We start from the raw sequence: 12,177 nt of genomic DNA on the forward strand, positions 1-12,177 counted from the left end.
AGCGGCCGCGCTGACTCAGACCGCGGTGGCGCGCATCAGCCGGCCCGCGAGCTGGTTGTACTGATCGCGCTTCTCGGTGTCCCCGAGGTGCGCCCAGACATCCGCCAGGGCCCGGGCCGCTTCCGACAGCCCCGGGTGCAGCTCCAGCGCCATCTCCAGCACGTGGCGCGCATGGCGGTAGCGCGCCTTGCCCGTCAGCCCGATGCCCCGGGTGCGGTGCTTGCCGGACTCGGTGGCCAGCGCCTCGCCCAGGGTGGCGATCTCCACCGCCGCCGCCTCGCGCCAGGCCGCCTCGGTGTTGAGCTGTAGGGCCTCCTCCAGCAGGGAACGGGCCGCTTCCGGCTCGTCCAGCTCGAGCTCGCAGAGCGCCGCGTTGCGGTAGTGCTCGGACATCTCCGGGTCCAGGTCGATGGCCCGCTCGAAGCACTTGAGCGCCTCGCGCGGCTTGCCGAGGCTCGCGAGCGAGGAGCCCTTGGCGCTCAGCGCCAGGACGTGGTTGGGGTCCTGGGACAGGACACGGTCGAACACCTGGATGGCGGCCTCGTGGTTGCCGGACATCGAGTGGCTCACGCCCTCGTTGAATGCCGCTAACAGAGTGGACATATGGCCCCTTCTCGCCGGCCCACACGCCGGCCCCGTGCTATCCGGCGAGTGTAACGCCGGAGAGGGAAGCCTGACAGCACACGGGACCCGCCGGGAACCCCCCAACCCCGAGCCGCCCCCCTCTTGTCGCCCGGGTCACGACTCCACCTGATTTCCTCCTTCTCCGGACGGGAAGCTCTCCTTCTGAGAGGCTCACTTCTCGAGCGTCACGGACGTCTGCGAGAGCGGCTCCGGCAGCGGCAACGGCGCGTGGCGGGCGCGCTCCGGCTCCCGGGCCCACTGGCGCGCCGACTCCATCACCGCCGCCACGTCGAAGGGCGCGTCGCTGGTGACGAAGAAGAAGCGCTCGAAGGCGGGGGCATCGTCCAGCTCATAGGCGCTCGGCAGGGACACCGTGCCGCCCTTCAGCTCCGGCGAGCCCGTGAGTGACTCCGGGAAGTGCAGCGTGACGGAGCCCCGGCCATCCACGGACAGCACCGCGCCGTACCGCCTGCCCGCGGACACGTAACTGAGTTGCAGCACATCCCCCCGTGCCGCCCGGGCCGAGTCCCCCAGCGGCTCGGGCTCCCCCCGCGTCCGCCGGTGGATGAGCAGCTTCGGCTCCAGCCCCTTGGTGCGCGTCGTGTCGAGCAGCACCGCCTGGGGGGAGTGGGCCTCTTCGGGCAGCTCGCGCTGGGAGAGGACCATCAGCAGCACGAGCCCCACGGTCACGGGCACGCCCAGCGCCACGGCGGGCCACCAGCGGCGCGAGGGCGACGAGGCCCGCACCGGGCGCGAGGCCTCCACCACCCGGCGGCGGCGGGCCACCTCGGCGGCGACCTCGGAGGGAGGGAGCTTCGCCAGCGTCGCCCCATCATCGGACTCCAGCTGGGCGAGCCGCTCGAGACCCTCGGGCTCCGAGGCCAGGCGCGCACGGGCGGCGGCCAGCTCCTCGGGGGGCAGCTCTCCCAGGGTCATGCGCTCCAACAACCAGTCGGGCGTGCGGTGGGCCATGTCAGGCGGCCTCCAGTTCCTGCAGGTGGGCGCGCAAGGTGCGCAGGCGCTTGCGGACGCCGGAGACGGAGAGGCCCACTTCCTTCGCCACCTCCTCGTACGTCATCCCATCCACCAGGTGCAGCACGGCGATGGTGCGCGTGGACACCTGCTCGCGGCCGAAGAGCCGGTCCAACACCGCCGCCGCCCCCGTGCGCGCCTCCAGGTCGTCCAGCGAGGCGAGGCGCACCAGCAGCTCCTCGTCCGCGTCCGCCGGACGCCGGCGCTCCGAGCGCATCCGGTTGAGGCACACGTTCGTCGCCATGCGGTGCAGCAGGCTCGAGGGCGCCGTCTGCGTCAGCGCCTCCTGGTGGTCGAGCAACTGGACGAACACGTCGTGCATCGCGTCCACGGCCCGCTCCTCGTCACGCAGGAGGAAGCGGCAGCGCCGGAGCACCATCGGTCCATACCGGCGGTAGCAGGCTTCCACATCGATGGCCAACGTCGGACCCTCCGTCCCTCGCGCGCACCTGTAACACCGGGGCCGGTGGAAACTGTTACCCCAGGAGGGAAGAAAAACCGGTGATGAAATCCGGGTAGCGCGGCCGCCACCCCAACGCCTTCAGCCGGGCATTGGAGACCGCCCGGTCGCCCCGGAGGGACTCGTGCAGTGAAGCCAGGGGCACCGTGGGTGGAAGCGGCAGCCCCAGCCGAGAGGACAGCCAGGAGGCCGTCTCCGCCTGGGTCGCCGGCCGGTCGTCCGCCACGCAGTACACCGCCCCCGGCTCGCCCCGCTCCAGCACCACGCGGATGGCCTCCACCAGGTCGTCCACGTGCACCCGGGAGATGCGGCCACCGCCGGACTCGGGGATGCGCAGCGTGCCGGAACGGATGCGCTCGTGCAGGCCCCTCCCGGGACCGTAGATGCCCGCGATGCGCAGGCGGATGCCCCCGAGCCGGCGGTACAGCGCCTCGGCCGCGAGCCGGCCCCCGGCATTCGGGGCACTGGCGTCCACGGGCGTGTCCTCGTCCACGTGCCCCCGCGCGCCACCGTAGACCCCCGTGGAGGAGAGGTAGACGAGCCGCGAGGGGCCCGTGCGCCCCAGGGACTCGGACAGCGAGGTGTCGAGCCCGGCGTCCGGTGGAATGGAGATGACCACGTGGGCGCCCTTCGAGGCCGCCACGGCTTCGTCCAGCGAGAGGAGTTGAACGCCCTCGCGGGAGAGCTCCTCGCGGCGCTGGGGGTCGCGCGTCACCGCGAGCACACGGCGGCCCCGCCGGGCCTCCTCGAGCGCCAGCCGCGTCAAGGTGTAGCCACTTCCGAACAGGATGAGAGGAGTCATGAGAAGCCGTGCACTTCAAGCGCGCTGCAAGCGTTCGTGAGCTTGCCGTGAAATCTGGCGGGGCCCGAGCCCAGGCGTCGATTTCATCCAAACGCTCGAAGCGGGCTTCACTGGTAGACGTCTACCACTGAAACGCGCCAGCACCCGCGTTTTGAAAAGCACGGCGCGGGCGGCCGGTGCGGAGTGCGGACCGTTGGGTCCGCTGGAGGTGCGCCATGTCTCCTTGTTTCGTGGGTCCGCACCCGGCGGGCCCGCGTCCACCCCTCGCGGTGGGCGCGGTTTACCGAGCGGTCCTGCTGGCATCGGCGCTGCTCGTACTCCTCAATGGGTGTGCCACGGGCCATCCGCTCGGGAGCCTGAATGGCGGCATCAGCCTTCAGTCGCGGACTCCCTCGTTGCGCTACGACTCGGGCCCTCCGCGATCAACGGACACTGCAGCGACAGAGGAGTTGGGAAGCGCGGACGGTTTCCCCGAGCCGGCACCGGACCTCTTCCAGGTGGTGCAGGAGACCAGCGGCCTGACGGAAGAGGCCCGGCACCCGTCAGGCGCGGCGCTGTACCAGGAGCAGGCGCGTGAGCTGCTGGGCAGACTGGCGAAGACGCGCGCGACGCCCCAAAGCCTCGCCCCGCGCCGGCTGCTGTTCTGGCTGCTGCGCGAAGTGCTCGCGGGCGGCGAGCGCGTGGAGTACGCCGACCTGAAGTGGCGCGCCGAACGCTTCGGCTTCCTCGTCATGGCGCGCCCGGATGGGTACCTGGTGTCGGCGCCCACTGGCACCCCGCTCCAGCGCATGGGCCCACTCGAGCTCGAGCAGGGCGAGTGGAAGGTGGGCCTGCTGCGGGTGGGTGACTTCTATTTCTCCCACGCGGGCGTCCTCTACCCCGTCACCGAGGCCTTGCGGCGCGCGGAAGGCCCGCCCCTGGCCGAGTTGAGTCTGGGCAGAGATCCGCTCAACGCCGCGCTCGACGGAGCGCAGGACGCCATGACGGAGATGGCGGTGGCGCTGGCGGGCTCCATCCTCCACCCCATCCGCACCGTGGAGGACCTGGGGCAACTGCCCACCACGGTGGCACGCCTCATCGCCTCCTCGCCCGAGTACTTCGCGCGCTACGGCGCCATGTCCCACGAGGACCAGATACGCGAGGCGGCGCGCCTGTCCACGCACGTGCTCGCGCTGCTCGGGGGCGTGCGGGCCTCGGTGGGGCGCATCAGTGGACTGGGAGCGGAGCTGCCGGTGCTCTCGCTCACGGCTGAGGGCGAGCTGGTGCTGGGCGGAGTGGTGGTGGCCGAGGGCACGGCGGCCACCGCCGTGAGCGTGGACCTCGGTGCCCTCTCCGTCCTGCACATGGCGGGCAAGGGCCAAGGCAAGAGCAGCGGCGCGAGCGGCAAGGCAGGCAAACCCACCCCGAAGACTCCGCCACGGGGGCCCGGCAACTGGAAGTACAAGAAGCCCACCAACGAGTCCAAGCGCTCCCAGGACTACCAGGAGCAGATAACGGGGCGGCCCGCCTGGTATGTGTACATGGTTGGGATACTGGAGTTCGACGGCTTCAACGGCCTGGAGTTGCTGGAAGCCAAGGGCCCCGGCTACCTCGAGTTCTTCAATCCGGATGGCACGCCCAAGTACTGGTATGTGAAGTCCGGCAAGTTCAACCAGATGATGGACCAAGCCGGCAGACAGTCGAGGGCCGCCCGGGATTTGGGGTATCCCGTGGCTTGGCATGTCTCCGATGCCAAGGTGGCGGAGTTCCTTCGTAAGAAGTTCAAGACGGAAAAATTGAACAACATCACCGTCCATTACACGCGAGCACAGTAGGGAGGGAGCACGATGGAGACAAAGCCCGAGGGCTATTACGTGGGGGCGTACTGGGGCTCTCGCAAGGAAACGGCGCTGGAGTGCGGCCGGCGCGCGGAGCTCTTCTTCCATATGCTGGCGCGGTGTGACCCGTCCTTCACCCAGTGGTACCACGCAGGCCGTGGCAGCCCCCGCGAGCTGCCCGGCTGGCCCGTCCGCACGGAGGTGGAGGAACTGGAGAAGCTCCTCCTGAAGGGCCGGAACCGCACGGATGTCGGCAAGGTGGTCATCGAGGAACTGGGCTTCCGTCAGATGGTATGGGACGCAAAGAAGGAGCCCACCTACCTCACCATTTCTTGCGGAAAATACTCACCTTCGAGTGGCTCCAACGTTTGCCTGCTCGAACCACACAAGCAGGGCGCGGTGCGGGAGCGGCTGCTGCGCGTGCCAGTGCTGACGGAGGTGCTTACCAGCATGGCCACCGCGTGGGACCCCGACTTCGCCATGGCCAGTTCCTCGGAAATGGTGGACCTCGTGGAGAAGGAGGGCGATGAGGTGCGGGTGGGCTGGCTGACATACCTCTCACGCCGTCTGGGCACGCTGCCGCCGCTGCCCGCGCCCGTGCGGATTGAACCCGTGGGCGCGCTGGGCTGGCTGCTCGTCCTCTCCCCCGAGCCCATGACGGCGAGCAACCCCGAGCACGTGGCCTTCACCCTGCGCGTGCGCAACCTGCTCGACCGTGCGGGCCTCATCGCGCTTCCGAAAGCCGAGCCCCTGGGTCGGTAGGGCAGTGGAGGAGCCAGCGCCCGGCCTTCCTTTGTTGTATACTGGATGACCGTTGCCTCATGCACCCGGCGTCGCTCCGAGAGCCCTCCATGACATGGCAGCGTTCATCGTGATGACCGCGGATTCCACCGAGCACCCGGCCCAGCTCAGAGTGAAGGCGAGAACCTTCTTCGTCTCGGCCGGAATGCTGTTGGCGAACCCCCTGCTCCGCTGCCTGCTCGCCCCCACCGTCGACCCGAGGCTCATCCTCGTGCAGCTCGCCTGGAGCGCGTGCTTCGTGCTGCTCGGAGTCGCCGTGGGCTCGGGGCGCATGCCTCCGTGGCTCTCGGGGTGCGCGGCCGGGCTGGTGTGCATCACCTCGTTGACGGCGATCATCCACTTCACCGGCGGGCTGGCGAGTCCCTACTTCGTGACGCTCGTCGCCGGGCCCCTCCTGCTCTCCATGTTCAGCCCCGACTCCCGGCTGCCCACGCTGGTGTCGCTCGGGGCCATGCTGATCTCGGTGAGCGTGTTGAACGTGCTGGCCGGGGTTACCCCGGGCACCTTCCTGCCGCAGGCGGCCATCTTCGGCTTCATCGGAAGCATCGGGCTGTACGCGGGGCGCACCTACCGGCAGCTGGGCGAGGCGGAGAAGCGGGCCCAGCAGGAGCGGCTGAGCGCGCTGGAGCAACTGGCCGAGAGCGAGCGCCTGCGCCGCCGCGCCGAGCGGGAGCGCGCCGAGGTCGAGCGGTTGGTCATCGTGGGCCAGCTCGCCTCCGGGGTGGCCCACGAGGTGAACAACCCGCTGGCCTTCGTGAAGTCCAACCTGCACTACCTCGAGCAGGAGTTGCTGGGCGGGGGCACGCCCCCGGAGCCGGCCGAGCTGCGCGAGCTCCTGGGCGAGACGCGCCACGGCGTGTTGCGCATCCAGCAGATCGTCTCGGACCTGCGGCGCTTCTCGCGCGAGGGCGAAGCGGGCACGGAACAGGGCTCGCCCGCGGAGGCCATGGAGGAGGCCCGGCGCCTGGCCTCGGTCCGCCTGCGCGGCCTGGGCGAGGTGGCGCTGGATGTTTCTCCGGGGCTGCCCCGGGTGGCCCTGGGACAGCGCCAACTGGTGCAGGTGCTGCTCAACCTGCTGCTGAACGCGGCGGATGCGGTGGAGTCGGCGCTGCCTGCCCGCAAGGCCCGCATCGTGGTGCGCGCCCGGCGCACGCCCGGAGGCGTCCGGCTGGAGGTGGAGGACAACGGCCCGGGGATTTCCCCGGAATTCATGCCGCGGCTCTTCGAGCCCTTCTTCACCACCAAGCCGCCCGGAAAGGGCACCGGGCTGGGACTGGCGCTGTGCCGCGAGTACGTCTCCAGGACCGGGGGGACGCTCAACGTGGAGAACCGGCCCGAGGGCGGCGCCCGCTTCATCCTGACTTTGAACGAGACGACAAAAGCCGCCTCGGCGGCGTGAGGCATTGCCCGCTCGCTGACGGCCTCGAACGGTGACAGGAGACCTGCGGCGGGCGGGGTGGTACAAGCCGCCCCAACGTGAGCACGCCTTCCGAAACCATCCCCACCTTCGAACAACTGGGCCTCGGCCCCTCCCTCATCGAGGCGCTCAGCGGCCTCGGCTACGAGGAGCCCACTCCCATCCAACGGGCCGCCCTGCCCCCGCTGCTCGCGGGCAAGGACCTGCTCGGCATCGCCGCCACCGGCACCGGCAAGACGGCCGCCTTCGCCCTTCCCCTCCTCCAGCGCCTCACGCCGGGCGCCAAACGCGAGCCCTTCTCCACCTCCGCGCTCGTGCTCGTCCCCACGCGTGAGCTCGCCATGCAGGTGGCCGAGGCCATCCACCGCTATGGCCAGAAGCTCGGCGTCACCGTGCTCCCCATCTACGGCGGCCAGCCCATCGGCCAGCAGCTGCGCGTGCTCAAGCGCGGCGTGGACGTCGTCGTCGCCACCCCGGGCCGCGCGTTGGATCACCTCCAGCGCCAGTCGCTCCTGCTCGACTCCGTGCAGACCGTCGTGCTCGACGAGGCCGACGAGATGCTCGACATGGGCTTCGCCGAGGACCTGGAGGCCATCCTCGAGGCCACCCCGGAGGAGCACCAGACGGCCCTCTTCTCCGCCACCCTGCCCCCGCGCATCGCCTCCATCGCCGAGCGCCACCTGCACCAGCCCGTCCACGTGCGCATCGCCAAGGAGAAGGTGGCCCCCGGCACCGGGCCCCGCGTGCGCCAGACGGCCTATATCGTCCCGCGCGCCTTCAAGGCCGCCACGCTCGGGCGCGTGCTCGACGTGGAGGCCCCCACCGCCGCCATCGTCTTCTGCCGCACCCGCACCGAGGTGGACGAGCTCACCGTGTCCCTCAACGGCCGCGGCTGGCGCGCCCAGGCCCTCCACGGCGGCATGGACCAGGCCCAGCGAGACCGGGTCCTCAAGCAGTTCAAGTCGCACGCGGTGGAGCTGCTGATCGCCACCGACGTGGCCGCGCGCGGACTGGACATCGAGAAGCTCTCCCACGTCGTCAACTACGACGTGCCCAACGCCCCCGAGGCGTATGTGCACCGCATCGGCCGCACGGGCCGCGCCGGACGCGAGGGCGTGGCCATTACCCTCGCCGAGCCGCGCGAGCACCGGCTGCTGCGCAACATCGAGAAGCTCACCGGCCAGCGGATTGAGGTGGCCACCGTGCCCACCGTGGCGGACCTGCGCGCCCGCCGGCTGGAGCTCGTGCGCGCCTCCCTGCGCGAGGCCCTCGTGGCGGGCGAGCTCGACTCGTACCGCTCCGTGGTGGAGAGCCTCGCCTCCGAGTTCGACCTGGTGGACGTGGCCACCGCCGCGGTGAAGCTGCTCCACGACGCCCAGGTGGAGGGCCAGGGGCAGGAGGAGGAGGACATTCCCCTGGTGCCCCCGTCCTCGGACAAGGCCCCGCGTCCGGGCAAGCCGGGGAAGGACACCCGGATGGCCGAGCGCGCCGGCAAGGCCGGAGAGCGGCCCGGGCCCGAGGGTGCGCCGCGCGGCCCCAAGCGCCGCCCGGGTCCGCCCTCTCAGGACTTCGAGATGGCGCGCCTGTTCATCGGCGTGGGCCGGCAGGCGGGCGTGCGGCCCGCGGACCTCGTGGGCGCCATCGCCGGCGAGGCGGGCGTGGAGGGCCGGCGGATCGGCGCCATCGAGATCGGCGACAACTACTCGCTCGTCGAGGTGCCCGAGCCCCTCGCCGATCAGATCATCGCGGCGATGCGCCAGGCCACCCTGCGCGGCAAGAAGGTGCAGGTCCGCCGGGACCGGGGCTGAAACTCCGGCCGAGCCTCAGCGCTGCTCGGCCTTCTTGAAGCGCAGCTTCTTCATGGACTCGAAGCGCGCCCTGTCTTTCGGGGGGGTGGTCGCCACGAGTCCCTCGAGCATGCGCTTCGAGCTCTGGAAGATCTCCTCGACGGCGACCTCGAAGGCGTCGGTGTTCTGCTTCGACGGCTTGCGAGTCCCGGCGATCTTGCGGACGAACTGCAGCGCCGCCGCGCGGATGTCTTCGTCGGTGGCGGGAGGCGAGAAGTTGAACAGGGGCTTGATGCTTCGGCACATGCCCCGAGGCTAAGCCAGATTGGGTAGGTCCTGTCAGGGGGGAGGCTCCGGGCGCGTTTTCCCGCAACTGGTCCGATGGTCGTACCAGTCGGGACGAAACGCGACCGGAAGGTGCCTCGTTCTTTGCGCCGAGAGCACCCTGACAGGATTTTCCCCACTTGGTTTAGCAGAGCACCGGACGAGGTGTCCCCCAACGAGGCCCGGGGACGGGAAGCGAAGCCGCCTCCCACGCACCGGGCTCGGGTCACGCCGTCAGCGCTGGGGCCCGCGCATGTCCTCGGGGAAGCAGGCGGTCTGCTGGTCCGGGCCGGTCCGGCACTGGCCCGCGTGGGCCTGGTCGCGGAACGTCACGGAGCACGCATCCCCCGCCTGCTTACCCTGACAGGCGGCGACGGCCTCCGGAGGCGGACCCGGAGGACGCGCCGGGCGGCAGGCGAGCGCTTCCCCTTCGTGCGCGGCGCACGTGCCGTCCATCTGGCGGTCGTGGACGGTGAAGGAGCAGGCGGCGCCGCTGCTCTTCGAGGCGCAGGCCTCCACGGCCTCGGGGGGCGGCGTCCGGTGGTGGGGCGGCTGAGCGGCGACGGACGCGGAGAGCAGCGTGCCCGCGATGAACAGCGTGGCGCGGATGAAGGACGGATGACGCATGAGACCTCCTGAGTGGGATTGCAACGCTCAGGAGTGTCGGCGCGGTATGTTTCCGTTTGATTTCGCGCCCATTGCGCAACGTGTTCCCCGGCGGCCTCGTGCTCTTGGGCTCTAGAACCAGTTCAGCCGCTTGTACACGTTGACGCGGCCCAGGGTGGAGGTGCCCTTGGCATCGTCGTCGAGCGGCCACACGTTGGCATCGTTGCTCAGCGCGGTGGGGCCGCCGGCGACGGGGACCACGGCCAGGGCGGAGTAGTAGGTGCTCTCGAACGTGCCGAACGAGGCGCACGCGACCGACTCGCCGTCAGGGGAGAACGCCGGCGACGATTCCTCCTTGTCGCCGCTCGTGAGTTGCCGCGGGCCGGTGCCGTCGAGGCCCATCGTCCAGATGTGCCCCGCGAGCACGAACGCGAGCTGCTTGCCGTCCGGGCTCACCGCCACTTCGCGCGGGTCGGCGAGGCCGTTGTCGAGCCGGGTCATGGCGGTGAAGGCGGCGTTGGAGACGTAGATGCCGGCCGCCGTCGGGGTGTTGGTCGGCCCGTCCGACGCCACGGCGATCGTCCCCGCCGCCACGATGCGCCCGTCCGGCGTCCACGCGGGATCGAAGACACCCTTCAGGTTCGCGACGATCGTGCCGTCGGGCCGCACGATCACGGTCCCATTGGTCGCGTTGATCTGCGGGGTGAAGCCGCGCGGGTAGTAGGTGAAGGCGATGAGCTTCCCGTCGGGCGATGGCACCGGTCTGAAGTCCCCCACCGCCGCGCCGGGCTTGAGCACCTGCGTCCGCCGCGTGCCCGCCGCGTCGCCCATCACGATCTGGTACGGCGCGGAGATCGAATCCGCGTAGACATAGACGAGATCGCCGTTGGCGAAGCGCCCCGGCGACGAGCCCGCGAGGAGCTTCGCGTCCGTGTGGGCGTCGAAGTCATACTGGCGGATGTCGGTCGGCGAGCCGTAGACCAGCTTCCCCGAAGCACCGGCCGCGCCCGCGCCGCCTCCGCAGGCGAGACCAAGGGAACCGAGCGCGCCCACCACGGCCAGCGCCGCGAGGCGAAGAATCGTCTGTCGTCGTTGCATGCCGCTGATACGAGCACGGCCGCATCGGCCTCGCGAGAAACCCACCGCGCGACGTCACCCACTCGCTGGTGGTTCGCCGGGGCTGAGATCGACCGCGGCCTTCAAGCTGCCATCCATGTAGAACGGCACGGACACGTGCTCGTGAGTGACCAGCCAGCGTCCGCCAATCTTACGGAACCCAGCGGTCACGCGGACCCAGAGCGCGCGCTGTTCCCTCCTTCGAGCCGCCGAGCCGGTGAAGGCTGGTGCTGAAGGCCACCTCGTCGCCCACCGTGAGCTCCAGGTCCCTCGGCTCGTAGCCGATCGGCCCGTCGAAGGTGGGGAACCACGCTTCCAGATATGACTCGCGAACAGCGAAGCCCATGCCCACGTCGCGGGCGCGGTAGGCGGTCTTCGCGCGCTCACTCCGCCGCGCGGGGCAACTGCGTCGGCGTGAAGGACGGTCCGAGCACCCGCGGGCCCTCCTTGCTCCAGACGATGGGATCGATGCACATCCGGCGCGCCGTCCGCTCGGAATCCCACGCGTGGTAGACGATGACGTCGTTGCCGTCCGGGCCGGTGACCACGCTGTTGTGCCCGGGGCCGATCACCTTGTCCTGCACGGTCCGCAGCAACGGAGGCACACCGGCCGGCTCGACCCAGGGCCCAAGCGGGTGATCGGCCACGGCATAGGCCACGCCATACGTGGACTCCTCCCAGCAGCCACCCGAGTAGAAGCAGTAGTAGCGGCCCTCGTACTTGCGGACGAATGGGCCTTCCAGCGTGTGCCAGTCGTAGACCTGCCCGTACATCGGTCGCTGGCGCCGGAAGATCTGCCAGTCGCCGCTGGGCCGCAGGATGGTCTGGCTCGGCCCGCGCAGCCGCGTCATGCCGTCCAGCGCGTTCACGGCCAGCATCGTGCCCACGCGATCACCCTCGAGCACGTCCCGCGCGTGGAAGAGGTACCAGGTGCCGTCGTCGTCCCGGAATGGGCTCGCGTCGATGGCGAAGCGCTCGTCCGGCGTGAGGTTGATGCCCTGATCCACGAACGGGCCCGTCGGCTGGTCCGCCACCGCGACCCGCAGATGGTGGCCCACGTCCCCGTGCCCCACGGAGTAGTACATCCACCATCTACCGTGGGCCTCGGCGACCTCCGGCGCCCAGTAGTCGCCTCCGGCCTCAGGGGGAAGCAGCTCGAGCGCGCCTCCCTCGCTCCGCCACGTCACGAGATCCGCCGAGGTGAGCACTTCGAAGGCCCGCCCCTCCACGACACGGCCGGTGCCATAGGCGACGTAGCCGTCCTTGACCCTCAGGACGAAGGGGTCCGCGAAGTAGGCGTTGTGCACGGGATTGCAGTAGCGCAGGGGCATGGCGGGCCCACCTACCACGAAGAAAAGGCCCCATGCACCTGATGTGCATGGGGCCTGCTT

At 70.3% G+C, this 12,177-nt stretch carries 13 protein-coding genes; 4 read left to right on the forward strand and 9 right to left on the reverse strand.

The features are described 5' to 3' along the window. Positions 1-15: 15 nt before the first annotated feature. From ACJ8AN_RS41780 to ACJ8AN_RS41795, 4 genes are all read right to left on the reverse strand, one after another. Positions 16-603, reverse strand: coding sequence for a tetratricopeptide repeat protein (locus tag ACJ8AN_RS41780; RefSeq protein WP_407761235.1), 588 nt, complete (start codon positions 601-603; stop codon positions 16-18). A 192-nt stretch (positions 604-795) separates the two neighbouring features. Then, entirely contained in the window at positions 796-1,596 is an 801-nt protein-coding gene (locus tag ACJ8AN_RS41785; protein WP_407761236.1) for an ActD protein, read from the reverse strand. A 1-nt stretch (position 1,597) separates the two neighbouring features. Further along, positions 1,598-2,077 (reverse strand): RNA polymerase sigma factor, encoded by a 480-nt coding sequence (locus ACJ8AN_RS41790; RefSeq protein ID WP_407761237.1) that lies wholly within the window; start codon positions 2,075-2,077, stop codon positions 1,598-1,600. Positions 2,078-2,132: 55 nt separating this feature from the next. After that, positions 2,133-2,918, reverse strand: a complete 786-nt coding sequence (locus tag ACJ8AN_RS41795) for an NAD-dependent epimerase/dehydratase family protein (RefSeq protein ID WP_407761238.1) — start codon at positions 2,916-2,918, stop codon at positions 2,133-2,135. 449 nt (positions 2,919-3,367) lie between these two features. Between ACJ8AN_RS41795 and ACJ8AN_RS41800 the strand changes: the two genes are divergently transcribed. From ACJ8AN_RS41800 to ACJ8AN_RS41815, 4 genes are all read left to right on the forward strand, one after another. Next, on the forward strand, positions 3,368-4,732 hold the full coding sequence (locus tag ACJ8AN_RS41800) for a Tox-REase-5 domain-containing protein (RefSeq protein ID WP_407761239.1): 1,365 nt from the start codon (positions 3,368-3,370) through the stop codon (positions 4,730-4,732). Between the two features lie 12 nt (positions 4,733-4,744). Then, positions 4,745-5,497, forward strand: a complete 753-nt coding sequence (locus tag ACJ8AN_RS41805; RefSeq protein WP_407761240.1) for an Imm52 family immunity protein — start codon at positions 4,745-4,747, stop codon at positions 5,495-5,497. A gap of 94 nt (positions 5,498-5,591) precedes the next feature. Next, positions 5,592-6,935 (forward strand): sensor histidine kinase, encoded by a 1,344-nt coding sequence (locus ACJ8AN_RS41810; protein WP_407761241.1) that lies wholly within the window; start codon positions 5,592-5,594, stop codon positions 6,933-6,935. Positions 6,936-7,012: 77 nt separating this feature from the next. Next, the gene (locus ACJ8AN_RS41815; RefSeq protein ID WP_407761242.1) at positions 7,013-8,761 is read left to right on the forward strand and encodes a DEAD/DEAH box helicase; all 1,749 of its coding nucleotides are present in this window, start codon (positions 7,013-7,015) and stop codon (positions 8,759-8,761) included. A 15-nt stretch (positions 8,762-8,776) separates the two neighbouring features. Here ACJ8AN_RS41815 and ACJ8AN_RS41820 read toward each other — a convergent pair whose 3' ends face one another. From ACJ8AN_RS41820 to ACJ8AN_RS41840, 5 genes are all read right to left on the reverse strand, one after another. Continuing rightward, positions 8,777-9,046 (reverse strand): DUF2277 domain-containing protein, encoded by a 270-nt coding sequence (locus tag ACJ8AN_RS41820; RefSeq protein WP_407761243.1) that lies wholly within the window; start codon positions 9,044-9,046, stop codon positions 8,777-8,779. 252 nt (positions 9,047-9,298) lie between these two features. Further along, positions 9,299-9,691, reverse strand: a complete 393-nt coding sequence (locus tag ACJ8AN_RS41825; RefSeq protein ID WP_407761244.1) for a hypothetical protein — start codon at positions 9,689-9,691, stop codon at positions 9,299-9,301. A 111-nt stretch (positions 9,692-9,802) separates the two neighbouring features. Beyond that, positions 9,803-10,768 carry a hypothetical protein gene (locus ACJ8AN_RS41830; RefSeq protein ID WP_407761245.1) on the reverse strand — a complete coding sequence of 322 codons (966 nt, stop codon included), beginning with the start codon at positions 10,766-10,768 and terminating at the stop codon, positions 9,803-9,805. Between the two features lie 169 nt (positions 10,769-10,937). Next, a complete protein-coding gene (locus tag ACJ8AN_RS41835; protein WP_407761246.1) occupies positions 10,938-11,132 on the reverse strand; it encodes a hypothetical protein in 195 nt (64 codons plus the stop codon). Between the two features lie 37 nt (positions 11,133-11,169). After that, complete coding sequence (locus tag ACJ8AN_RS41840; RefSeq protein ID WP_407761247.1) at positions 11,170-12,117, reverse strand: glycoside hydrolase family 43 protein; 948 nt, start codon at positions 12,115-12,117, stop codon at positions 11,170-11,172. Positions 12,118-12,177 lie beyond the last annotated feature (60 nt).

This window comes from Archangium sp., assembly GCF_045802675.1.
GTDB lineage: Bacteria > Myxococcota > Myxococcia > Myxococcales > Myxococcaceae > Archangium.

Excerpts from the sequence above, each read along its gene's own strand:
- ACJ8AN_RS41795 (WP_407761238.1), bottom strand. The coding sequence starts at position 2,918 with ATGACTCCTCTCATCCTGTTCGGAAGTGGCTACACCTTGACGCGGCTG.
- ACJ8AN_RS41805 (WP_407761240.1), top strand. The coding sequence starts at position 4,745 with ATGGAGACAAAGCCCGAGGGCTATTACGTGGGGGCGTACTGGGGCTCT.
- ACJ8AN_RS41780 (WP_407761235.1), bottom strand. The coding sequence starts at position 603 with ATGTCCACTCTGTTAGCGGCATTCAACGAGGGCGTGAGCCACTCGATG.
- ACJ8AN_RS41825 (WP_407761244.1), bottom strand. The coding sequence starts at position 9,691 with ATGCGTCATCCGTCCTTCATCCGCGCCACGCTGTTCATCGCGGGCACG.
- ACJ8AN_RS41830 (WP_407761245.1), bottom strand. The coding sequence starts at position 10,768 with ATGCAACGACGACAGACGATTCTTCGCCTCGCGGCGCTGGCCGTGGTG.
- ACJ8AN_RS41835 (WP_407761246.1), bottom strand. The coding sequence starts at position 11,132 with ATGGGCTTCGCTGTTCGCGAGTCATATCTGGAAGCGTGGTTCCCCACC.
- ACJ8AN_RS41820 (WP_407761243.1), bottom strand. The coding sequence starts at position 9,046 with ATGTGCCGAAGCATCAAGCCCCTGTTCAACTTCTCGCCTCCCGCCACC.
- ACJ8AN_RS41840 (WP_407761247.1), bottom strand. The coding sequence starts at position 12,117 with ATGCCCCTGCGCTACTGCAATCCCGTGCACAACGCCTACTTCGCGGAC.
- ACJ8AN_RS41785 (WP_407761236.1), bottom strand. The coding sequence starts at position 1,596 with ATGGCCCACCGCACGCCCGACTGGTTGTTGGAGCGCATGACCCTGGGA.
- ACJ8AN_RS41810 (WP_407761241.1), top strand. The coding sequence starts at position 5,592 with ATGGCAGCGTTCATCGTGATGACCGCGGATTCCACCGAGCACCCGGCC.